The 22,242-nt window shown below is 75.2% G+C and carries 15 protein-coding genes; 8 read left to right on the top strand and 7 right to left on the bottom strand.

Going from position 1 to position 22,242, the window contains the following annotated elements:
* Genes H7X46_RS08290 through sbnA form a run of 7 tightly spaced genes read right to left on the bottom strand, consistent with a single transcriptional unit; the run spans window position 1 to window position 9,418 of the window.
* Window positions 1-1,182 (bottom strand): type III PLP-dependent enzyme, encoded by a 1,182-nt coding sequence (locus tag H7X46_RS08290; protein ID WP_186358848.1) that lies wholly within the window; start codon window positions 1,180-1,182, stop codon window positions 1-3.
* Complete coding sequence (locus H7X46_RS08285) at window positions 1,175-1,960, bottom strand: HpcH/HpaI aldolase/citrate lyase family protein (protein WP_370588658.1); 786 nt, start codon at window positions 1,958-1,960, stop codon at window positions 1,175-1,177. Before H7X46_RS08285 ends, H7X46_RS08290 begins: the two co-directional genes overlap by 8 nt.
* Window positions 1,950-3,674, bottom strand: a complete 1,725-nt coding sequence (locus H7X46_RS08280) for an IucA/IucC family siderophore biosynthesis protein (RefSeq protein ID WP_186358847.1) — start codon at window positions 3,672-3,674, stop codon at window positions 1,950-1,952. The genes H7X46_RS08285 and H7X46_RS08280 overlap by 11 nt, the downstream gene beginning before the upstream one ends.
* On the bottom strand, window positions 3,671-5,263 hold the full coding sequence (locus H7X46_RS08275) for an IucA/IucC family siderophore biosynthesis protein (RefSeq protein ID WP_186358846.1): 1,593 nt from the start codon (window positions 5,261-5,263) through the stop codon (window positions 3,671-3,673). Before H7X46_RS08275 ends, H7X46_RS08280 begins: the two co-directional genes overlap by 4 nt.
* The gene (locus tag H7X46_RS08270) at window positions 5,260-6,573 is read right to left on the bottom strand and encodes an MFS transporter (RefSeq protein ID WP_370588657.1); all 1,314 of its coding nucleotides are present in this window, start codon (window positions 6,571-6,573) and stop codon (window positions 5,260-5,262) included. The genes H7X46_RS08275 and H7X46_RS08270 overlap by 4 nt, the downstream gene beginning before the upstream one ends.
* Window positions 6,570-8,369 carry an IucA/IucC family protein gene (locus tag H7X46_RS08265; protein WP_186358845.1) on the bottom strand — a complete coding sequence of 600 codons (1,800 nt, stop codon included), beginning with the start codon at window positions 8,367-8,369 and terminating at the stop codon, window positions 6,570-6,572. Before H7X46_RS08265 ends, H7X46_RS08270 begins: the two co-directional genes overlap by 4 nt.
* On the bottom strand, window positions 8,369-9,418 hold the full coding sequence (gene sbnA / locus H7X46_RS08260) for a 2,3-diaminopropionate biosynthesis protein SbnA (protein WP_370588656.1): 1,050 nt from the start codon (window positions 9,416-9,418) through the stop codon (window positions 8,369-8,371). The genes H7X46_RS08265 and sbnA overlap by 1 nt, the downstream gene beginning before the upstream one ends.
* Before the next feature lie 629 nt (window positions 9,419-10,047).
* Here sbnA and H7X46_RS08255 point away from each other — a divergent pair.
* The 8 genes from H7X46_RS08255 (at window position 10,048) to H7X46_RS08220 (ending at window position 22,227) form a co-directional block, all read left to right on the top strand.
* Entirely contained in the window at window positions 10,048-10,407 is a 360-nt protein-coding gene (locus tag H7X46_RS08255) for a PadR family transcriptional regulator (protein ID WP_186358844.1), read from the top strand.
* A 3-nt stretch (window positions 10,408-10,410) separates the two neighbouring features.
* Window positions 10,411-11,751, top strand: coding sequence for a permease prefix domain 1-containing protein (locus tag H7X46_RS08250; RefSeq protein ID WP_186358843.1), 1,341 nt, complete (start codon window positions 10,411-10,413; stop codon window positions 11,749-11,751).
* A gap of 47 nt (window positions 11,752-11,798) precedes the next feature.
* Window positions 11,799-12,653, top strand: a complete 855-nt coding sequence (locus H7X46_RS08245; protein ID WP_222131236.1) for an SMP-30/gluconolactonase/LRE family protein — start codon at window positions 11,799-11,801, stop codon at window positions 12,651-12,653.
* Between the two features lie 129 nt (window positions 12,654-12,782).
* Window positions 12,783-13,793, top strand: coding sequence for an extracellular solute-binding protein (locus tag H7X46_RS08240; RefSeq protein WP_186358841.1), 1,011 nt, complete (start codon window positions 12,783-12,785; stop codon window positions 13,791-13,793).
* Window positions 13,790-15,463: an iron ABC transporter permease gene (locus tag H7X46_RS08235; protein WP_186358840.1), complete on the top strand. Its 1,674-nt coding sequence runs from the start codon at window positions 13,790-13,792 to the stop codon at window positions 15,461-15,463. The genes H7X46_RS08240 and H7X46_RS08235 overlap by 4 nt, the downstream gene beginning before the upstream one ends.
* Window positions 15,460-16,524 carry an ABC transporter ATP-binding protein gene (locus H7X46_RS08230; RefSeq protein ID WP_186358839.1) on the top strand — a complete coding sequence of 355 codons (1,065 nt, stop codon included), beginning with the start codon at window positions 15,460-15,462 and terminating at the stop codon, window positions 16,522-16,524. Before H7X46_RS08235 ends, H7X46_RS08230 begins: the two co-directional genes overlap by 4 nt.
* Window positions 16,525-16,556: 32 nt before the next feature.
* The gene (locus H7X46_RS08225; protein WP_186358838.1) at window positions 16,557-19,091 is read left to right on the top strand and encodes an AMP-binding protein; all 2,535 of its coding nucleotides are present in this window, start codon (window positions 16,557-16,559) and stop codon (window positions 19,089-19,091) included.
* Window positions 19,092-19,116: 25 nt separating this feature from the next.
* Entirely contained in the window at window positions 19,117-22,227 is a 3,111-nt protein-coding gene (locus H7X46_RS08220; protein ID WP_186358837.1) for a DUF3427 domain-containing protein, read from the top strand.
* The last annotated feature ends 15 nt before the right edge of the window (window positions 22,228-22,242 follow it).

Here is a 22,242-nt window from a genome sequence, read left to right as displayed (position 1 = left end):
TCAGGACAGCCACAGCTGCTCCGGGTGCGGATGGCTGAGGAAGTCGTGGTGCGAGATCTCCCAGCCGTACGCCCCCGCGGCCCGGAACACGAGCACGTCGCCCGGCCGGAGCCGGGTGACGTGCTCGACGGCGAGCACGTCCTTCGGGGTGCACAGCTCCCCGCACACCGTGACCTTCTCCTCGACCAGCTCCGGGCGGGGCAGCCCGGGGTCCCAGCGCTCGACCGGCACCACGTCGAACGGGTGGCTGTGCTGCCACGACGACGGCAGCCGGAACTGGTGGGTACCGCCGCGGACCAGGGCGTACGCCTGGCCGTGGGTGTGCTTGACGTCGAGCACCTCGACGGCGTACCCGGCGCAGCCGGCGACCAGGAACCGCCCGCACTCGAAGTCGATCTCCTCCCAGTGCCCGGGCAGCGTGTCCACCCAGTCGTGCAGGCCGTCGGTGAACGCCGCCCAGTCGAAGGTCCGCTCCAGGTCGCCGTAGTCGACGCCGATTCCGCCGCCCACGTTCACGACCCGGCACCGCAGCCCGAACCGGTGTTCCCAGCCCGCGACGGTGTCCCGGTAGAGCTCCAGCATCTGCAGGTGCGTCTCGGCGGAGAGGTTGTTCGACAGCGAGTGCAGGTGGAAGCCGTCCAGCCGCACGCCGGGCAGGGTCGTCGCGGCCTGCACGGCGGCGGGCAGGTCGGACTCGTCGATCCCGAACTGGGTGGGCCGCCCGGCCATCGCCAGGGTCGCCGCCGGGAACGGCCCGGCCAGGTTCACCCGGAGCAGCACCGCGGCCGTCACCCCGGCCTCGGTCGCCACCCGGGAGATCCGGTGCAGACCGAGCAGGCTCTCGACGTGGAAGCGCCGCACGCCGGCGTCCAGGCCCGCCCGGATCTCGGACGGCGTCGGCACCGGCCCGCCCATGAGCACGTCCGCGTCCGGGGCGGCGGCACGCACCTTGGCGAGCTCACCGCCGGAGGCCACCTCGTACCCGGCGACCTCGCCCGCGAGCGCCTCCAGCAGCGGCCCGCCGGTGTTGGCCTTGACCGCGTAGAACATCCGGCACCGGTCCGGCAGCGCACCGACCACCCCGCGGACGTGGGCGCGCAGGGCGGCGAGGTCGTAGGCGTAGAAGCAGACCGGCTCGCCCGCACCGGCCCGCTCCTGCACGACGGGAGTCAGGTCACGCACGGCCGGCCTCCACCACGTCGTCGGCTGCGGTGTCCCGGTGCGCGGCCAGGTGCGCGCGCAGTGCCCGGGCCGCGATGCCCCGCTCCTCGCCGAGGACGAACGCGCGGACCCCGGCCGCCCGCCAGGCCGCGTGGTCCTCGGGCACCCGCGGGATCGCGCAGAACGGCACGCCTGCCCGCTCGCAGGCCGCGGCCACCTCGCGTACCGCGGCCACCACGTCCGGATGCCGGGTCTGCCAGGTCACGCCCAGCGACTGCGAGAGGTCGGCGGCACCTTCGAGCACCATGTCCACGCCGGGGACCCGGACGATCTCGTCGATCCGGTCCAGCGCCTCCGCGTCCTCGATCATCGGCACGACCAGCGTCCGCGCGTTCGACGCGGCCACGTGCTCGCGCAGGTCGACCCGGCCGTAGCCGGCGGTGCGGCCGCCGTTCAGCGACCGCATGCCCGCCGGGGCGTAGCGGGCCGCGTGGACGGCGTCCCGGACGTCCTGCGGATCGCGGACGTGCGGGACGACGACGCCGTGCGCGCCGGCGTCGAGGACCCGCAGGACCATCCCGGGGTCCCGCTCGGGCACCCGGACCAGCGGCGCGATCCCGAACGCCTCCGCGGCGCGGATCATGTGCTGCAACGTCTGCGGGTCGACCAGGGCGTGCTCGGCGTCGAGGATCGCGAAGTCGAAGCCTGCCGCGCCGACCATCTCCACCAGCGACGGCGACGGCAGGGCCACGAACAGGCCGTAGACCTCGTCACCCGCGCCCAGGCGTTCACGCAGCACCGGTCACCGCCCACTCGTTGGGCACCCGCCGGACCCGTACCTCGGTGTCCGGGTGCAGCCGTCGTGCGGTCAGCTTCTCCACCTCCAGGGTCGGGGCGAACACGTCGAAGCGGTCCAACCGGGCGGCGAACTCGCCGACCCGCGCGGCATGCGCCCGGACCGCGCCGACCACCTCCGCCCAGAACGCGGCCTCGGCGAGGCCGTACTCCGTCTCCAGCAGGTGCGCGACGTCGGTGAGGTTGACGAAGCACAGCGCGTCCAGCAGGAAGCCGGTCACCGCCTCGAGGTCGTCGGTCTCGAGGAACGAGTTCGCGTTGCCGTGGTGGGCGGGCGGTGCCTCCAGCGGCGGGCAGGCCGCCGGGTCGGCGAGGTCGGCCCGGCTGAAGCGCACGCCGTCGTGGAAGTCCTTGAGCGCGACCCGGGTGGGCCGGCCGCCGTCGTGCACGAGCAGCATGTTCTGCGCGTGCGACTCCAGGGCGACGCCGTGCCGCACCAGCAGGTGCACCAGCGGCACGACCGCCACCTCGGCCAGCTCGCGGGCCCAGGCCCGGGCGCCGCGGGCCCGGATCCACGGGTCGATCAGCGGCACGCCCTCCGGGGAGCGGGCCGCGAGCCCGGGGAACGGCACGGCCCGCTCATCGGGGTCCAGGTGGGTGTGCAGGCTCTCCCGCCAGATCACCGAGAGCGCGCCCTCGCGTTCGCGGTCCAGCGGGCCCGCCCCCTCGCCCACCGAGATGCCGAGGACCTCGCGCAGCACGATCGGCCGCGCGGCGCGCAGCACCGGGTCGCCGGCGACCAGGCCGGCCAGCCAGTCCGAGATGGGGGCGGCGTTGCGCACCGTGTACGGCGCGAGCCCCCGCGCCGTGGACGTGTTGGTGATCGACAACGACAGCTTCGGCGACGGCAGCGACGGCGCGTCCACGCAGGCCAGCGTGCGGATCGAGGCCTGCGGCCGGTAGCCGTGCGGGTCGACGCCGAGCACCCGGATCGCGCCGGAGGCGAGCTCCGGGGCGAACGCGCGGGCGATCACCGTCCGCCACTGCCAGGGATGCACCGGGACCGGCACCGTGCCGGGTGGCGGGACCAGGCCCGTGCCCGCGAGCTGCGCCGACCACAGCGCCTCCGGGTCGCTGCCGACCGGCGCCGTCGCGGACGGGGTGACCGAGGCGAGCGCGGCGTCCACGGCCAGCCACACCGGGTGCACGGTGGGGGCGAACTCGGGCCCGAAGGCGAGCTGGTCGTCGACGTCGAACCCGAGCCGGGACTTGTACGCCGGGTGGTAGCGGTGCCCGTCGCCGGCCAGCGCCTCCAGCGCGTCGTGCCCGGCGCCGGGGTCGATCGGGCCGGCCGGGCGGGCGTGCTGGGCGAGCGCGTCCTTGAGCACGGTCTCCTCCAGCTCCCGGGCGAACCCGGGGAGCCGGTCGGGGTCGGCGTCGAGCAGGTCGCCGGCCTCCTCGAGGAACCGGGTCGGGGAGCGGGCCGGCTCGCCGTCCCGGTACACCGGCCCGTGCACGCGGACCCGGCCGAACCCGTGCTCGCGGGCGGTGAACGTGTAGGTCGCGGTGCCGCGCACCGTGTACGACGTGCCGTCCCGTTCGGCCTTCAGCGCGTCCTCGGCGACCAGCGACGCGACCAGCTGGGCGAGCACCCGCTGCCGCACGGCGTCGGCGGTGGGGGCACGCAGCGCGTCCGCGACGGTGTCGGCGGGGGTCATCGGGCGGCCTCCTGGATGGGGTTGGGGATCTCGACGTAGTCGGGGCGCTCGCCGTGCCCGCCGAGCCGGCTGGCCAGGTTGGCCTTGGCCGGCAGGGTCCGGTCCCGGGTCAGCGCGGTCGCCGACGGCGTCCCGGCGGCGGCCAGCTCCTCGGCGACCACCGCCCACAACGCGTGCTCGCTCACCGGGCCGACCCGGCCGAGGGTCGCGACCAGGTGGGCGAGGTGGTTGGTCACCGCGTGGTAGCGCAGCCGCTGCCAGGCCTCCTCGCGGTCGTAGAGCAGCGGCGAGCCGGTCTCCAGCAGCGCAGCGGCCGCGCCGTCCCGGGCCACGTGGGTGCCCTCCATGTCGCGGACCGCGCACCGCACCGGCCGGCCGTCGCGGGTGCCGACCAGGGTGTTCTGCACGTGCGCCTCGAACCCGATGCCGTGCCGGTCGAACACCCGCAGCAGCGGGACGGTCGCGACGGCCAGGTGCCGGCGCAGCCAGGCCGCCGGTCCTCCGCCGGCGGCCCGGAGCAGGCGGGCCAGTGCCGGTTCCTCCCCGGACGGGCCGTCCTCCAGCAGCCCGGCCAGGACCGCGAGGTCGGCGCCGGGCGGTTCGCGGAACAGCACGGCGAGCCCGTCGGCCAGTTCGGCACCCGCCTGCTCCTCCGCGACGCCGCGGTAGCCGGTCTCGAGCAGCACCGTGAAGCCCGGGTGCTCGCCGGCCGGGTCGGCGCGGGCCACCAGCGCGCTCGCGTCGAGCGCGCGCCGCACGTGCTCGGCCGGGTTGGTCCGGACGAAGTGGGTGATCCGCACCCCGAGCGGGAGCTTCCACACCGACGGGGCTCCGGGCGCCGCCACGGTGCGCACCGACGACGTCGGCCGGACGACCGGCCCGCGCGGGCCGAGGCGCCGCAGCCACCCGTCGGCCAGCAGCTCCGCACCACGGGGGTGACCGGCCAGCCAGCGGGCCTGCCACGGGTGCACCGGCAGCACCGGCCACCCGTCGGGGGCCGGCTCGAGGCCCCAGTCGCCGGGGGCGACCCGGCGCTCGGCGAGCAGCTGCGGGTGCACGGCGACGTGCTCGCACCGGAACTCGGCGGCGAGCTCCGGTGCGTAGGCGCCGAGGTCGGCGTCGGTGAAGCCGACCGCACTCTTCGGCGTGGGATGGAACGGGTGCCCGCGCAGCACGGACAGCTCCGAGGGCCGGTCCGCCCACCGGCCCCGTGCGCCGGCGAGGTAGCGGGCGGTGCGGGCGGCACTGTCGGCCACCTCGCCGGCCAGGCCGGCGGCCCGGTCCGGGTCGCCGCCGGCGGCGCGCAGCACGGCGTCGACGACGGCGTGGTGCTCGACCGGGCGACCGTCCTCGTCGCGGACCGGTGCGGCGAAGCCGTGGTGCCCGGACGGCGACACCACCGTCACCTCCGCCACGAGCGGGCGGCCCGGGACCGGCAGCCGCAGCGGGCCGGGCGCGGTCACCGGGGTCCCGGTCTCCCGCAGCAGGCAGCGCAGCAGCCGTTCCCGGGCGGCAGCCTCGGCCGCCGCCGTGACGGGTGGCGCCACGTCCTCGGTGGGATGCAAGGGGGTCGAGGGAACAGTCGTCATCCGGTCACCTCCGCACCGGTCCGGCGGGTGCTCGCGGCGAGGCCCGCGGCGAGCAGGAACAGGGCGCCGAGCACACCGAACGCGGCGGCGCCGGAGAGCAGGGACACCGCGAGCGCGGCGACGGCCGGTCCGAGCACCTGCCCGAGGTCGAGCACGGCGGTGCCCACCCCGAGGGCGGCGCCGCGGACGCGGTCGGCGACCGTGCACGTCACCACGTGCAGCACGCACGGGATGACGGCCGCGATGCAGAACCCCTGCACGAGGCGCAGCGGCACCAGCAGGGCCGGATCCGTCGGTACCGCCTGCAGCACGACGGCGACCGCGAGCACCGCGGTGGCCGGGACCAGGACCCGCACCGCGCCCGGGCGCCCGCGCGGGCCCGGCCGGTCGCTGCGGGCCCCCCAGAACCGCGCCCCGGGCAGGGACGCGGCCCAGGTCAGGGCCTGCAGCACGCCGACCCAGGTGGTGGCCGCCACCGGCGAGCCGGCCACCGACGCCACCTTCGGGGCGAACAGCACGACCAGCCCGAACACGCCGGCCTGGGCGGCGAGCCCGGCGCCGAGCACGCGCAGCGTCGCCGGGGTCCGGAGCAGGGTCGCCAGGCCGGACCGGGCACCGGCGAGCCGGCCCGCCGCCGTCGTGCCCGTGCCGAGCCTGCCGTCGGGTCCGTCCGGGTCGCCGGCTCCGGCCGGGTCGCCGGGGTCGTCCGGGTCGGCGGCCGGTTCGTGCAGCAGCAGCCACGCCAGCAGCCCGGAGAGGACCAGCATGGCCGCGATCGCGGCGAACACCACCGCGTAGCCGAGCAGCCCGGCCGTGGCGCCGCCGACCAGCGGGCCGATCAGGGACCCGGCCGCGGTGGCGGCGAACAGGTTGCCCAGCGTCCGCCCGCGGCGCTGGGGTGCGCTCAGCGTCGTCGCGTAGGCGGCCGTCGCCGCGAGCACGCCCCCGAAGGCACCCTGGGCCAGCCGGCACAGCAGGAACTCCCCCGGGGTGTCGGCCAGCGCCATCAACCCCACCGCGACGGCCAGGCCGAGGTGCGCGCGGACCACCATCGCCCGGCGGCCCCAGCGGTCGCCCAGCGCGCCCCACAGCGGCCCGGACACCATCTGGGTCAGCGCGGGGGCCGCCAGGCAGGCCGCCGTCCACCAGGGCACCGTGTCCGGCGGCGCGCCGAGCGCGGCGAGCTGGAACGGCAGCAGCGGGACGACGACGGTCAGCCCGGCCACGGCGCTGAACTGGCCGAACCAGATCACCCGGTGGGCGGTGCCTGCGGCCGGTGCCCGGTCGGCGAGTGCCGGTGCGCCGCTCACCGGGCCCGCCCGCGCAGCGGGTTCGGGACCTCGACGACGCCCGCCGGCATGCTGACCCCCTCGGACGGGCCGCGGTCGAGCAGCGGCCCGAGCACCGCACGGGCCGGCCACACCGGGGCGTCCAGGAGCAGCGCGGTGAGCGCGTCCCGGATCCCGGCGGGCGGGTCCGCCGCGTCCAGCGCGGCCGGGACGGCGTCGCGCACCATGTCCCACCACGCCGGCTCGGGGATCCCGAACTCCTCCCCCATCGCGACCGCGACCCCGCGCAGCGCCACCTGCACGACCAGGGTCTGCAGGTAGCCGACGAGCCGCTCGGGCCGGTCCAGCACCAGGGACTGCGACGCCCCCGGGGCGATCCGGTACCCGGGGTCGGGGGTGCCGGCGGCACGGGCCCAGTCCGGGTGCACCCGCAGCGTGTCGTGGTCGCGCAGGACCAGCTGCCGGACCCGGGCGGGCCGGTCCGGGTCCCGGTCGAACGCGACGACGACGTTCTGGCCGTGCATCTCCGGCAGCACGCCGTGCCCGAGGAAGCCGATCCCGGCGGTGAGGACGTCGGTGGTCAGCGCGGCCAGGAACCGCTCGGCAGCGGCCCGGTCGTCGACCCCGAGCAGGGGGCCGAGCAGGTCCCACCCGGGCGCGGCGAGCGCGGCCAGCGGTAGCGGGCAGTCGCCGAGGTCGGGGTAGTGCCGGAGCTGCGCGGCGAGCCGGCCGGGACGGTCGTCGAACTCGTCCGAGCCGTCCGGGCGGGCGAACCCGGCCCAGTCGGACTCGTCCGCGACGCCGACCCGCGCGGCCAGCCCGGGATCCGACCCCAGCACGGCGGAGATCACCCGGGTGGCCCGGTCGCCGTGGTCGAGGTGCCGCGGTGGCAGCAGCCGGGCCGCGCCGAGCGTGGTCACCGCGAGCGGCAGCTTCAGGTGCCGCGGGGTGCGTCCGGGCAGCGCGAGCGTGCGCAGCGACGCCGTCGGGCCGGCCTCGCCGGCGCGGCCCAGCGGGACGACGATCCCGTCCCGGATCTCGTCGCCGAACTCCTTCGGCAGCACGTGCTCGCCGTCGAACGGGTGCACCGGCAGCGCCACGAACCCGTCGGGATCGGGCAGCGTCCCGGTGAGCCGGGACGCGGCGGGTTCGCCGAGCACCAGCTCGGCCAGCCGGTCCGCGTGCGTGCCCGGGCCGAGCCGCAGGTGGTCGCGGCGCACACCCACCCAGTCCAGCGGTACCGGCTCGGTCGTCATCGGACCGAACCGGGCCAGCTCCTCGCCGGTCCACCCGCCCACCGCGCGGGCGGTGGGATGGAACGGGCGCCCCCGGGTCGCGGCGAGCCGCTCCCCGGCCAGCAGCGTCGCCGCGGGCCCGCCGTCCCGGTCGGCGGGCCGGAGCGCCGGGTCGGGCAGGCGCAGCCAGCCGGCACGGACGACGTGCGCGTGCCGGACGGCGGTCCGCAGGTCGGCGAGGACCGCGTCCCGGTGCGGCCGGGCCCCCTCCAGCAGGGCGAGCACCCGGTCGGGCCCGACCGGGTAGGCCGTGTGGTGCTCGGCGTCCTCCCGGTACCAGACCGGGCCCCCGGCGTGCCGGGTCCGGGTCACCGGCGCGCCGTCGGTGGCCGACCAGGCCAGCCACCCGCCACCGGGCAGGTCGACCCGCACCCACCCGGAGCCCGGGCACGGCGCCGCCGACGGCAGCCCGGGCGGGGGCGGTCCGAGGTCGCGCTCGCCGAGCCCCCACAGGCCCTCGATCGTCGCCGCCTCGAGCAGGTCGGCGGTCACCCACCGGCCCGGCGAGGGCATCCGGCCCATCAGCCGACCCCGACCGCGGACACGGCACGGGCGTCGGCGGGGGCCGCCGCCGGACGCCCGGCCCGGACGCGGGCCCGGTCCAGCCACTCGTCGTCGTAGACCCGGTCGAGGTAGCGGTCACCCCGGTCCGGGAACAGGGCGATCACCCGGGCCGGCCGTTCCAGGGTGGGCAGGATCCGCCGGATCGCGGCCACCACCGAGCCGGTCGAGCCGCCGGCGAAGATCGCCTCGGTGAGCAGGAGCTCCCGGCAGGCCTCGGCCGCGGACGCGTCGTCGACGTGCACGACGTCGTCGATCTCGTTCGGGCTGTGCAGCTCGGGGACCCGGCTGGAACCCGCCCCGGGCAGCTCCCGGGTGCCGGGCGGGGACGGACGGTCCCCGGAGAAGATCACGGATCCGACCGCGTCGACGGCCACCACCCGCAGGTCGGGCGCGTGCTCGCGGAGCCGGCGGGCGCAGCCGAGGATGCTGCCGGTGGTACTGACCGGGGCGACGAGCACGGTCGGCGGCAGCAGCAGCGCATCGGCGACCTCGGCGCCCGTGCCGTGGTAGTGCGCCAGCCAGTTGTGGTCGTTCGCGTACTGGTTGATCCAGACCGCGTCCGGCTCGTCGGCGAGGACCTCCTGGACCCGGTCGAGCCGGGCGGCCAGGAAGCCACCGACCTCGGCGGGCTGGTGGACGCGTTCGACGGTGGCGCCGAGCGACCGCATGATGGCGATGTTGGCGGGCGCGGCCATCGGGTCCACCACGCAGGTGAACCGCAACCCGTGCAGGCGGGCCGCCATGGCGACGGCGACACCGAAGTTGCCGGAGCTGGACTCGACGAGCCGGCTGCCCGGCGCGATCGACCCGTCCTCGAGCCCGCCGGCGACGATGTGCCGGGCGGTGCGGTCCTTCATGCTCCCGCCGGGGTTCATCAGCTCCAGCTTGGCCAGAACCTGCACGTCGGCATGGGGGAACAGTCGATCGAGCGAGACCAGTGGCGTCGCCCCGACACAGTCGAGGACGCTGCCCAGGATCGGCTCGACCGAGGCGTGGGTGGGGGGCACTCCAACCTCCGTCGGCAACCAGCGCAGGGTTACTTACCTTCTTCTGATGCAAGGCGAACCTAACTTTCGGATGGCGCAGCGTCCATGCCTCCGGACAGTGGGTGACGGAGACCTCTTTCCGGCGCAGTGGACGGAAGCAGCCGGACCGTCCGGCGGATTTCGCGGTCGCAGCAGGTGATCGGCTTCGACGATGGCGCCGCCGACACCGAGAAACCGAATGAGCGACCGGCCCGCCGTGCTCGACGACGGGTGAGTCGAGGGCGGCTCCGACCTCACACCCCTTCGCCGCGCGTCACACCTATTGCGCCGGGTGTGCGGCGTGGCGAAGGGGTGTGAGGACGATCGGTCAGAACTCCACGGTGCCGCATCCCGTGACGTGGGCGCACCGCCGACACGGAGAACGGCAGGCCGGGCAGCGGCGGCGTCGCCCCCCACCAGCTCGACGGCGTCGACGCCCGTGGCACCGCACGGGTGCACCGGTGCCGCACGGCGCCCGGCAGGCGGCTCTCGCGTCGTGTCGAGCACCGCCAGGAGGTGGTCGAGCTCGAGCACCCGGCCAGTGCCCTCGAGCCTTGCCATCACCGATACCTCGTGCTTCTATGCATAAGGCTTCAAGCCATGGAGGGACCGTGCAGATCGACAAAAACCTGGTCGCGGCCTCGGCCACCCCGCTCGTGCTCGCGATCCTCACCGAGGGCGAGAGCTACGGCTACGCCATCCTCAAGCGGGTGCGCGAGCTCTCCGGGGGTGAGCTCGAGTGGACCGACGGGATGCTCTACCCGCTGCTGCACCGGCTGCGCCGGCTCGGCTACGTGACCACGGAGTGGCGGACCCCGCCGGAGGGCCGGCGCCGCCGGTACTACGCGATCACCGACGACGGGCGGGTGGCCCTCGCCGAGCAACGACGGCAGTGGATGACGGTCACCCGTGCGCTCGGCGACGTCTGGCGGGGCCCCGGCGGGCTGATGCCCGCACTCGGTGAGGCGTGACCCATGGACCCGGTGGAGGCGCAGATCGCCGAGTGGCGGGCCTACGTCGCGAAGGCCCCGGCGGTCGGCGACCGCGACGTCGACGAGCTCGAGGCCCACCTCCGTGACCAGATTGCCGAGCTGGACGCGATGGACCTCACGGCCGACGAGGCGTTCCTCGTCGCGGTCAAGCGGATGGGCGACCTCGACAGCCTGTCCCGGGAGTTCGCCCGCGAGCACAGCGGCCGGCTGTGGAAGCAGCTCGTCCTGCGCGACGGCGACGACGCCGAGCCGGTGCGCCGGTCCGGCGGCTGGCTGGAGGTGCTCGTCCCCGCGGTGGGCGCGGCCGTCGCCGTCCAGGTCGCGCGCCTGGCCGCCGGGTTCCCCGACCAGGAGCCGGGGTGGCTGCTGCGCAACGCGGGCCTGCTCGTGCTGCCGTTCCTCGCCGGGTACCTCGCCCGGAGGCGGCGGCTCGACACCCGGGGCTGGCTGGTCACGGCGGCCCCGTTCGTGCTGGCCGCGCTCGTGGTCAACCTGTACCCGTTCCGGCCCGGCGGTGCGACCGAGGTGCTCGTGGGGCTGCACCTGCCGGTCGTCCTGTGGCTGGCGGTCGCCCACCCGTACATGGGCGGCACGCTCCGGTCGCACGAGCGGCGCATGGACTTCGTCCGCTTCACCGGCGAGTGGATCATCTACTACGTGCTCATCGCGCTCGGCGGCAGCGTGCTGCTCCTGCTGACCGGGGCGATCCTCGACCCGATCGGGGTCGACGTCGAGCTGGTCGCCGAGTGGGTGGTGCCGTCGGGCGCGGCCGGTGCCGTGATCGTCTCCGCGTGGCTGGTCGAGTCGAAGCAGCACGTGGTGGAGAACATGGCGCCGGTGCTCACCCTGCTGTTCACGCCGCTGTTCGCCGTGATGCTCAGCGTCGCGGCGGTCGCCTACCTCGTGTCCGGGGCCGCGTTCGACCGCGAGCTGCTCGGCGTCTTCGACGCCCTCCTGGTCGTCGTGCTGGGGCTCGTCCTCTACGCCACGTCGGCGCGGGACCCGTCCCGGCCGGCCGGGCTGATGGACGGCGTCCGGCTGCTCACCGTCGCGAGCGCGCTCGTGCTCGACGTGCTGGTGCTCGGCTCGATGGTCGCCCGCATCGGCGACCTGGGGTTCACCCCGAACCGGGCGGCGGCGCTCGGGCTCAACCTGGTCCTGCTCGTGAACCTCGGGTGGACCGCCTGGCTGTCGCTGCGGTTCCTCACCGGGCGGGTCCCGTTCCACCGCGTCGAACGGTGGCAGACCGCGTACCTGCCGGTCTTCGCCGGCTGGGCCGCGGCGGTCGTCGTCGTGCTCCCCCCGGTCTTCGGCTTCGAGTGATCGACCGGGGGCCGATGAGTGCCGCCCCGGATCCGGGTCTGACCGTCATGGACAGCACACAGCAGAGGGACGTCGTCATGGACGGCCTCGTGTTCGCGGAGTCCCCGCGGTGGCACGACGGCCGGCTCTGGGTGAGCGACTGGGGCGCGGGACGGGTGTGGTCGCTCGCCCCCGACGGGACGCGCGCGGTCGAGGCCGAGGTCGCCTCGTTCCCGCTGTGCATCGACTTCCTGCCCGACGGGCGCCTGCTGCTCGTCTCCTCGACGGACCGTGCGGTGCTGCGCCGGGAGCCCGGCGGCGCGCTGTCCCGGCACGCCGACCTGTCCGGGGAGGCCACGACGCCGTGGAACGAGATCGTCGTCGACGGGCACGGCCGGGCCTACGTGAACAACATCGGGTTCGACTTCCCGGCCGGCGAGTTCGCGCCGGGGATCATCGCGCTGGTCCGCCCGGACGGCTCCGTCACCCGGGTCGCCGACGGTCTCGCGTTCCCCAACGGCATGGCCGTCACCCCGGACGGGTCCACGTTGCTGGTGGCCGAGTCCTACGCCGAGCAGGTGACCGCGTACACGGTGGACGCCGATGGGCGGCTCGCCGACCGGCGGGTCTGGGCGGCCACGCCCGGCGACCATCCGGACGGCATCTGCCTCGACCGCGACGGGGCGCTGTGGTACGCCGACGTCGGCCACGCGCACTGCGTGCGGGTCCGCGAGGGCGGCGAGGTGCTCGCGACGGTCCCGTTCGACCGGGGAGCCTTCTCCTGCGTGCTCGACGACGGCCCGGACCCGCGGCTGTACGTCGTCGGGCAGGTCTTCGGCGACGAGCAGCCGGACGGCCCGACCGGCATCGCCGCCCGGTTCCCGGCGCCCCGGGGCCGAGCCGCGTCACCGGCAGCCGGCTGAGCCGCCCTCCGCCCCTCGGACGAACCGATCCGCGACCCACCTCTACCACCCGCGTGGATCACTCTTGACAGGCAAACCACACCTCGTGATGGTAAGCCTCACTTATCCCAGGGTCGGGCAGGAGACTCCATGCGCACAGCCGCGCTCGCCGCCGTCGGCGCCCTGATGTTGCTGGTCGCGGGGTGCGGCGTCGGCGGGGCCGACCCGGACACGGTCCAGGTCTACTCCGGCCGGCACTACGACCTGGAACGCGCGTTCACCCAGTTCACGAACGAGACCGGGATCCCGGTCGAGATCCTGAACGGCAGCGACGCCGAGCTGCGGGAACGGCTCAAGGCCGAGGGCGAGGACACCCCGGCGGACGTGTTCCTCACCGTCGACGCGGGCAACCTGTGGCTGGCCGAGCGGGAGGGTCTGCTCGCCCCGGCCGGCTCCCCGGTGCTCGACGGCGCCGTCCCGGCCGGCCTGCGCGACCCGGACGGCCACTGGTACGGGCTGAGCATGCGGGTGCGCACCGTGATGTACAACCCGCAGCGGGTGCAGCCCGGCGAGCTCGACCCGGTCGACACCTACGCGGCCCTCGCCGACCCGAAGTGGCGGGACCGGGTGTGCATGCGGACCGCGAACAGCTCCTACACCCAGGCCCTGGTCGCGAGCATGATCGGTGAGCTGGGGCGGGACCGGGCCGCGCAGGTCGTCCGCGGGTGGGTGGCCAACGGCGTGCGCATCCGGGACAACGACGTGCAGATCCTCGAGGAGGTCGCGGCCGGTGGCTGCGACGTCGGGGTCACCAACCACTACTACCTGGCCCGGCTGCTGGCCGAGCGCCCGGACCTGCCGGTCGCGCCCTACTGGGCCGGCCAGCAGGGCCGCGGCGTCCACGTGAACATCTCCGGGGCCGGGATCGTCGCGCACTCGGACAACCCGCCGCTGGCCCGCCGGTTCGTCGAGTGGCTGGCCACCACCGGGCAGCGCCCGTTCGTCGACGGCAACCACGAGTTCCCGGCCAACCCGTCGGTCCCGCCCGAGCCCGCCATCGCGCGCTGGGGTGCGTTCCGGTACGCGCCGGTCGACGCGGAGGACTACGGCGGCGGTAACGCCGAGGCCGTCCGGCTGATGGCCGAAGCCGGCTACCGGTGAGCGCGCCACCCCTCCCTGACGTCACCGCGCCCGGCGCGGCCCGGTCCCGGCTGCTCGGCACCGGTGAGCGGCGCAGCTGGCGGCTCGCGGTCGTGGCCGCCGCGGCGCTGGCCCTGCTGCCGGTGCTCGGGGTGGGCGCGGAGGGGCTGTTGCGGGTGCCGGACGCGTGGTCGGCGCTCGGGACAGGGGCGATGCTGCGGATGGTCGCGACCACGCTCGCCCTGATGGTCGGTGTCGGCGCCGGGACCCTGCTGCTGGGCGGCGGCCTGGCCTGGCTGGTCGCGGCGCACCGGTTCCCGGGCCGGACGCTGTTCTCCTGGCTGCTGGTGCTCCCGCTGGCGATGCCCGCCTACGTCCTGGGTTTCGCGTTCCTGTCCGTGGTCGACTACACCGGCCCGGTGCAGACCGCGTGGCGGTCGCTGCTCGGCCCGCAGGCCTGGTTCCCGGAGCCCCGCTCGCTGGCCGGCGCCGTCGTCGTCCTGACGCTGTGCCTGTACCCCTACGTCTACCTGCTCGCCCGCGCCGCGCTGGCCGAGCAGGCCCCGGCCGGCTACGAGGCGGCCCGCGCGCTCGGCGCCGGGCACACCCGCGCGGGCCTGCGGGTGGTCGCGCCGATGACGCGCCCGGCGCTGGCGGCCGGGGTCGCGCTGGTGCTGATGGAGACCCTCACCGACTTCGCCACCGTGCAGTACTTCGACCTGCATACCGTCTCGGTCGGCGTCTACCAGGTGTGGAAGGGGACCTTCGACCGGCAGGCGGCCGCCGGGCTGGCGACCGTGGTGCTGGTGTTCGCGCTGCTGGTCCTGGCCGCCGAACGACGGCTGCGCGGCCGTGCCCGGTTCGACCGCGCCGGCGGCACCGGGCGCGGGCTCCCGGCCGTGGCGCTGCACGGCCGGCGGGCCGCGGCAGCCACCACGGCGTGCGCGGTCGTGCTGGCCGCCGCGTTCGGGCTCCCGGTGCTGCGGCTGGCCGGCTGGGCACTCGCCGATGGGGGCCACGGCTCCGGCGGGGCCGCCCGGTTCGCCGAGCACCTGGGCAACGGCCTGCTGCTGGCCGTGCTGACCGCGGCAGGCTGCACCGCGGTGGCGCTGGTCGTGGTGCACGGGCGGCGGATGGCGCCCGGCCCGCTGGTCCGGTTCGCCGCCCCGCTTTCGACGGTCGGCTACGCCGTCCCCGGTGTCGTCCTCGGGATCGGGGTGCTGGTGGTGACCGCCGGCCTGGACGACGCGCTGGAGGCGCTCGGCGTGCCCGGCGGCACCGGGCTGCTCGCCACCGGCTCGGTCGCCGGGATCCTCTACGCCTACCTGGTCCGGTTCCTCGCCCTGAGCCACCAGAGCATCGACGCGAGCCTGGCCGGGCTCGGCCCCGCCACCACCCGGTCGGCGCTCTGCCTCGGCGCACCACCCCGGCGGGTGCTGACCCGGGTGCACCTGCCGCAGGTCCGGGCCGGGATCGGGGTCGCGCTCGTCCTGGTGATCGCCGACGTGCTCAAGGAGCTCCCGATCGTGCTGCTGCTGCGCCCGTCCGGGTTCGACACGCTGGCCGTGCGGGTGTGGCTGCTGGCCTCGGAGAACTTCTGGCAGGCGGCCGCGCTGCCCGCCCTGACGATCGTGCTGGTCGCGGTCGTGCCGGTGCTGCTGCTGGTGCCCCGCACCCGGGTGCCGTCGTGACCGCCGAGGTGCTGGCCCTCGACGGCGTGGGCCGCCGCTACGGGAAGGTCGACGCGGTACGCCGGCTGGACCTGCGGGTCGGCGACGGCGAGCTGCTGGCCGTGGTCGGTCCGTCGGGGTGCGGCAAGTCCACCGCGCTGCGGCTGATCGCCGGGCTGGACCGGCCGGACGCCGGCACGGTCCGGCTCGCCGGCCGCCTCGTCGCCGGCCCCGGCACCTGGGTGCCGCCGGAGCGCCGCCGGGTCGGCGTCGTCTTCCAGGACCACGCCCTGTTCCCGCACCTGGACGTGGCCGGGAACGTCGCGTTCGGGCTCGACGGGCGCCCGGCCGCGGAACGCCGGGAGCGGGTCCGCACGGTCCTGGAGCTGGTGAACCTGGCCGGCCTGGCCGGGCGCTACCCGCACGAGCTCTCCGGCGGGGAGCAGCAGCGGGTCGCGCTGGCCCGCGCGCTGGCGCCCGAGCCGGCGGTGCTCCTGCTCGACGAACCGTTCGCGCACCTCGACCGGGGGCTGCGCGACCAGGTCCGGGCGGAGACCGTCGCCGTCCTGCGCCGCACCGGGACCACGGCCGTGCTGGTCACCCACGACCAGGCCGAGGCCCTGGCCGTCGGGGACCGGGTGGCGGTGCTGCGTGCCGGGCGGGTGGAGCAGCTCGGCACGCCGCCGGAGGTGTTCCACACCCCGCGCAACCGGTTCGTGGCCACCTTCCTCGGGGAGGCCGACTTCCTGCCCGCCGCCGACGCCGGCGAGATCGGGGCGGTCGCGGAGGCCGACGGCGACCTGGTGATGCTGCGTCCGCACGACGTCACGCTGCGGGCGGCCCCGGACGGCGACGCCGTCGTCCTGGACCGGGAGTTCCGGGGCGGGTTCACGCTCTACGCGGTCCGGCTGGGGTCCGGCCGCACGCTGCGCGCGCTGCTGCCGGACAGCACGTCGCTGCGGGTCGGCGACCGCGTCGTGGCCCGGATCGCCGAGGGCCGCTCCCCGACACCGGTCCCGCACGACGACTCCCGGGAGGCGCCGGAACCCGTCGCGGCCCGCCGTCGCTCGTTCGGCGGCTAGCCATGGTGAGCCTTCCCTTATCGAATGTCAGGGTGTCCGGACCTGACGACGTGATCGGTACCGGTACGGCCGTCCGGGGGACCGACACGGTCGGGTTCGTCCGCGACCTCCGTACGCACGGTGACCGGACGGCGGTGCTCGCCGCCGACGGGACCGCACTGGACTACCGGGAGCTCGCCGACCGGGTCGACGACGTCGCCGACCGGCTCGGCCCGGAGCGCAGGCTGGTGCTGGTGGCCGCCGGAGCCGGTGTCGACCCGCTGGTGACCTACCTGGGAGCCGTGCGCGGCGGGCACCCGGTGCTGCTCAGCTCCCCCGCCCCGGACCGGCTCGCGGCGCTCACCGCCGCCTACGACCCGGACGTGGTGGCCGCACCGCAGGGATCCGGCTGGGACCTGAGCCCGCGCCGTCCCGGGAGCGCGCACGAGCTGCACCCGGAGCTGGCACTGCTGCTGACCACCTCCGGGTCCACCGGATCACCCAAGCTGGTCCGGCTGCCGGCGAGCGCCGTGCAGGCCAACGCCGAGTCGATCGCCGACTACCTCGACGTCCGGGAGACCGATCGGGCGCCGGCGATGCTGCCGCTGCACTACTGCTACGGCCTGTCGGTGCTGCACTCGAACCTGCTGCGCGGGGCCGCGCTGGTCCTGCCGGGTACGCCGGTGACCGAGCCCGCGTTCTGGGACACCGCCCGCGCGTACGGGGTGACGAGCCTGCACGGGGTGCCGCACACGTTCGACCAGCTCGACGCACTCGGCTGGCCGCCGCTGCCGTCGCTGCGCTACGTCACCCAGGCCGGCGGCCGGCTGGATCCGGAACGGGTCCGCACGGTGGCCCGGCGCGGCCGGGCCGAGGGCTGGCGGCTGTTCGTGATGTACGGCCAGACCGAGGCGACCGCGCGGATGGCCTACCTGCCGCCGGACCTGGCGGAGTCCCGGCCGGAGGCGATCGGCGTCCCGATCCCGGGCGGGGACTTCGAGCTCGCCCCGGCCGACGGCGCCGGACCCGGCCTCGGCGAGCTGATCTACCGGGGCCCGAACGTCATGTTCGGGTACGCCCGGGAGCCCGCCGACCTGGCCCGGGGCCGGGAGGTCGAGGCGCTGGCCACCGGTGACCTGGCCCGCCGGGGCCCGGACGGGCTCTACGAGCTCGCCGGCCGGCTCAGCCGGTTCGTGAAGCTGTTCGGGGTGCGCATCGACCTCGACGACGTCGAACGCACCCTCGCCGCGCGCGGGGTCACCGCCCTGGCGACCGGGGACGACAGCCGGCTGCTGCTCGGCGTCGTCGGCGCCGACGCGGGCCCCGTCGCCGCGGACACCGCGGTCCGGCTCGGCCTGCCGCCCGACGCCGTGCACGGGGTCGCGCTCGACGCGCTGCCGTACACCGACACCGGCAAGGTCGACCGCCCGGCCGTGCAGCGGCTCGCCGGGCACACCGGCGACCAAGGCGACGGCTCCGTGCGGGCCGCGTTCGCCCGCGTGTTCGGGCTCGCCGACGTCCCCGGTGACGCGACCTTCCGCGACCTGGGCGGCGACTCGCTGCGCTACGTGCAGATGTCGACCGCGCTGACCGAGATCCTCGGTGACCCGCCCGCCGACTGGCCCGGGCGCACGGTCGCCGAGCTGGAGGGCGCGGCCCGCCGGCGGCGCAAGGTGCGACCGGTCGAGACCCCGGTGCTGCTGCGCGCGGTCGGCATCGTGCTCGTGCTGGTGGCGCACGTCGGCCCGGTGGCCGTGCTGGGCGGGGCGCACCTGCTGCTGGCGCTGGCGGGCTGGTCGTTCGCCCGGTTCACCCCGGCCACCGGGGTGGTGTCGCGGCGGCTGCTCGGCACCGCGCTGCGGATCGCGGTGCCCACCGTGCTGTGGCTGTCCTGGCGGGCCGCGGTCGAGGACGACGTGGGGCTGCACAACCTGCTGCTCGCCAACGTCGTGGTGGACCCGGAGCTCACCGGCTACTGGTTCGTCGAGTCGCTGCTGCAGATCCTGCTCGTGCTGGCGGCCGTGTTCGCGCTGCCCCCGGTGCGCCGGGCCGAGCGCCGCGTGCCGTTCGGGTTCGCCGCCGGCGCGCTGGTCGCCGGGCTGCTGATGCGGCCGTGGGCCGGGCCGGTCAACGGGTTCACGGTCGGTCCGTTCGCCCCCCAGCAGGTGTTCTGGATCTTCACCCTGGGCTGGCTGGCCCAGCGGGCCGACACCCCCGGCCGCCGGCTCGCGGTGCTGGGCCTGCTCCCCTTCGTCGTGCCCGGCGGGTTCTCCGACCCGACCCGCACGGCCGTGCTCGTGCTCGGGGTGGCCCTGATCCTGGGTGTCGACCGGATGCTGCTCCCGCACGCCCTCGCCAAGCTGACCGCGCTGGTGGCCGGGGCGTCGCTGACGATCTACCTGACGCACTACGCGGTGCTGGCCGCGCTGCACGCGCACCTGCCCGGGCCCGTGGTCGTCCTGGCCTGCCTGGTCGTCGGGGTGGGTGCGTGGCTGGCGTGCCGGCTCGCGCTCCGCGCCCGTGAGTGGTTCGTCGGGTCAGGGGCCTCCCAACCACTCACGGGCCGCCGGCGGCAAGGAACGCCCTGAGCGAGACCTGTCGTAGCTGCACGGCATGCTGCACCCGATCGTGAACGACGACGGACGGGGAAGCGTGTCCGAACCACTGCGCGCCGGGGCACACGAACGCCTGCGCACCACCCGGCTCGAGGCTGCGCTCGCCGAGGTCACCGACCTGACTCCACGCTGGGACGACATCGACGCGGCCGTCCAGCCGCGGGTGCTGGCCCGGCACGTGGCCGCAGTCGTCGAGCACGCGCTCGCCGAGCGCGATGCCCCGCAGCGCGTCGAGCTGGTCAACCAGCTGATGGGGCTCGTGGAGCACGACGAGCAGCTTCACGAGGACCTGCAACAGCTCATCGCGCTCACCCGAGAGGTCCTTCCCGGCGTCCACGAGGTTCGCCGGCCGCTCACTCCCTTGTCGGACGCGGCCCTGTTCACGAACGCGGCGGGTGAACCGAAGCTACATTCCGCGCTGCGGTCGGAGCTGGCCAGCGCCGACCGCGTCGATCTGCTGTGCGCGTTCATCCGGTGGCACGGCATCCGCCTGCTGGAGCGCGAGCTCGACGTGCTGCGGGAGCGCGGAGTCCCGTTCCGGGTGATCACCACGACCTACATGGGCGCCACCGATCAACGCGCGGTCGACGAGCTGGTGCAGCGCCACGGCGCCGAGGTGAAGATCAACTATGCGAGTGCGACGACCCGCCTGCACGCCAAGGCGTGGCTGTTCCGCCGCGACTCCGGCTTCGATACCGCCTTCGTCGGAAGCTCGAACCTCTCCCGCTCCGCGCTGGTCGACGGCCTGGAATGGAACGTCCGTCTCTCGTCGGTCGCGACGCCCGACCTGATCCGCAAGTTCACCTCCACGTTCGACACCTACTGGAACGCACCGGACTTCGTCTCCTACGACCCGGCCGTCCCCGCGGACTCGCAGCGGCTCGCGGACGCGCTCGGAAGGTCCCGGCAGGCCGACACCCCTCTGATCGGGCTCGAGGTCCGGCCGTTCCCGCACCAGGAGCAGCTCCTCGAGGCGCTCGACACCGAGCGGGAGGTTCACGACCGGCACCGCAACCTCGTGATCGCGGCGACCGGGACCGGGAAGACGGTCGTCGCCGCCCTCGACTACCAGCGTCTGCGCGCCGCGCATCCGAGGTTGCTGTTCGTCGCCCACCGCAGGGAGATCCTGGACCAGTCGCTGCGCACGTACCGGGCGGTGCTCGCCGATGGTGCGTTCGGGGAGAAGTACGTCGGCGGTGCCCGGCCCACACGGTGGACCCACGTGTTCGCGTCCGTGCAGTCCCTCGCCGCCTACGGCGTGGAGAACATCCCCGCCGACCACTTCGACGTCGTCGTCATCGACGAGTTCCACCACGCCGAAGCCGCAACCTACCGCCGGCTGCTGGATCACCTGCGGCCGGCGGAGCTGCTCGGCCTGACCGCGACACCGGAGCGCTCCGACGGCGTGGACGTCCGCGATCGCTTCTTCGACGGCCGTAGCGCCGCCGAGCTGCGGCTCTGGGACGCGCTCGCGGCCGACCTGCTGGTGCCGTTCCACTATTTCGGTCTCGCCGACGACGTCGACCTGCGGGGCGTCGAGTGGACGCGTGGCAGCTACGACGCCAGCGCCCTCGACACGCTCTACACTGGCAACGACGCCCGGGCTGCAAAGATCATCCGCGAGACCCGGGCCAAGGTCACCGACGTCAGCGCGATGCGCGCACTCGGGTTCTGCGTGTCGGTCGCACACGCCGAGTACATGGCGCGGGTGTTCACCGCAGCCGGTATCCCGAGCGAGGCGGTGAGCGGCCGGACCGCTCGCGACGACCGCGACGACGCGCTCCGGCGGCTGCGCGATCGCGAGGTGAACTGCCTGTTCGCGGTCGATGTCTTCAACGAGGGCCTCGACGTCCCCGAGGTCGACACGGTGCTCCTGCTGCGCCCCACCCAGAGCGCAACGATCTTCCTGCAGCAACTCGGTCGCGGGCTGCGCCGGGCGCCGGACAAGGCCGTGCTGACCGTCCTCGACTTCATCGGCCAGCAACGCCGTGAGTTCCGATTCGACCTGCGCTACCGGGCGCTGACCGGGAGCAGCCGGACCGGGGTCGTACGGGACGTCGAGGACGGCTTCCCGTACCTGCCGTCCGGTTCGGCGATGGTGCTCGACCCGGTGGCACAGCAGATCGTGCTCGACAACGTCCGCAACCGGCTGCGTTTGTCCCGGAAGGATCTCGTGGCCGATGTCCGCTCGCACGGCGAGCCCGGGCTCGCGCGCTACCTGCGGGCGTCAGGCGGGGAGCTATCCGACGTGTACCGGAGCAAGGGGTCGTGGACGGCGCTCTGCCGCGACTCCGGGCTGACCGTCCCGGCCGCCGGCCCCGACGAGACCGCCCTGCTGCGTCGGCTGGCGAACCTCAGCCACGTCGACGACCCCGAACGCGCCGAGGTGTACGCCCGCGTCGCCGACCCGGAGGGGCCGGCGTACACCGACTTGACCGAGCGCGATCAGCGACTGGCGCGGATGCTGTTCTTCCAGATCTGGCCCGACCGGGGTGGGTTCGGCAGCTACGCGGCCGGATTCGACCACCTCCGGCGCCACCCCGCGGTGTGTGCGGAGATCCGCGAACTCACCGCCTACACCCTCGATCAGGCCCGGCACCTGCCCCGATCGCTGGGTGAGGGGCTGCAGCACGTACCGCTCCGCAGCCACGCTCACTACCGCCGGGAGGAGATCCTCGCGGCGCTGGACTGGGCGTCCCTGGCTCGAAAGGCCGCCGGGCACGCCAGCGGCGTCGTATGGGCCGACGGTCCCCGGGTCGACGCGCTGCTGGTCAACCTGCGCAAGACCGAGCGCGACTTCTCACCCACGACGATGTATCGCGACTTCGCCCTGCAGCCTGACGTGTTCCACTGGGAGTCTCAGAACGCCGCGTCACCGGAGACCGGGATGGGGCGGCGGTACCTCATGCATCGAGAACAGGGCAGCCACGTCGTGCTGTTCGTGCGTGACTCGCCGGCCGACGACATCGGCCCCGGCGCGCCGTTCCTCTGCCTCGGCGCCTGTGACTACGTCTCGCATGAGGGCAGCAAGCCGATCGCGATCACCTGGAAGTTGCGGCGGGCGATGCCGGGGGAAACATTCCGGGCGGCGAGCGTCGTCGCGTCGTAGCGAGTCGGCACCCGG

Origin of the sequence: Pseudonocardia sp. C8 (assembly GCF_014267175.1) — a bacterium.
In the GTDB taxonomy this organism is placed as follows: Bacteria; Actinomycetota; Actinomycetes; order Mycobacteriales; family Pseudonocardiaceae; genus Pseudonocardia.
The sequence above is the reverse complement of the archived record's forward strand: the minus strand, read 5'-3'. Positions and strand labels throughout refer to the sequence as shown.

Excerpts from the sequence above, each read along its gene's own strand:
- H7X46_RS08280 (WP_186358847.1), bottom strand. The coding sequence starts at position 3,674 with ATGACCCCCGCCGACACCGTCGCGGACGCGCTGCGTGCCCCCACCGCC.
- H7X46_RS08275 (WP_186358846.1), bottom strand. The coding sequence starts at position 5,263 with ATGACGACTGTTCCCTCGACCCCCTTGCATCCCACCGAGGACGTGGCG.
- H7X46_RS08265 (WP_186358845.1), bottom strand. The coding sequence starts at position 8,369 with ATGGGCCGGATGCCCTCGCCGGGCCGGTGGGTGACCGCCGACCTGCTC.
- H7X46_RS08250 (WP_186358843.1), top strand. The coding sequence starts at position 10,411 with ATGGACCCGGTGGAGGCGCAGATCGCCGAGTGGCGGGCCTACGTCGCG.
- H7X46_RS08245 (WP_222131236.1), top strand. The coding sequence starts at position 11,799 with ATGGACAGCACACAGCAGAGGGACGTCGTCATGGACGGCCTCGTGTTC.
- H7X46_RS08240 (WP_186358841.1), top strand. The coding sequence starts at position 12,783 with ATGCGCACAGCCGCGCTCGCCGCCGTCGGCGCCCTGATGTTGCTGGTC.
- H7X46_RS08220 (WP_186358837.1), top strand. The coding sequence starts at position 19,117 with ATGCTGCACCCGATCGTGAACGACGACGGACGGGGAAGCGTGTCCGAA.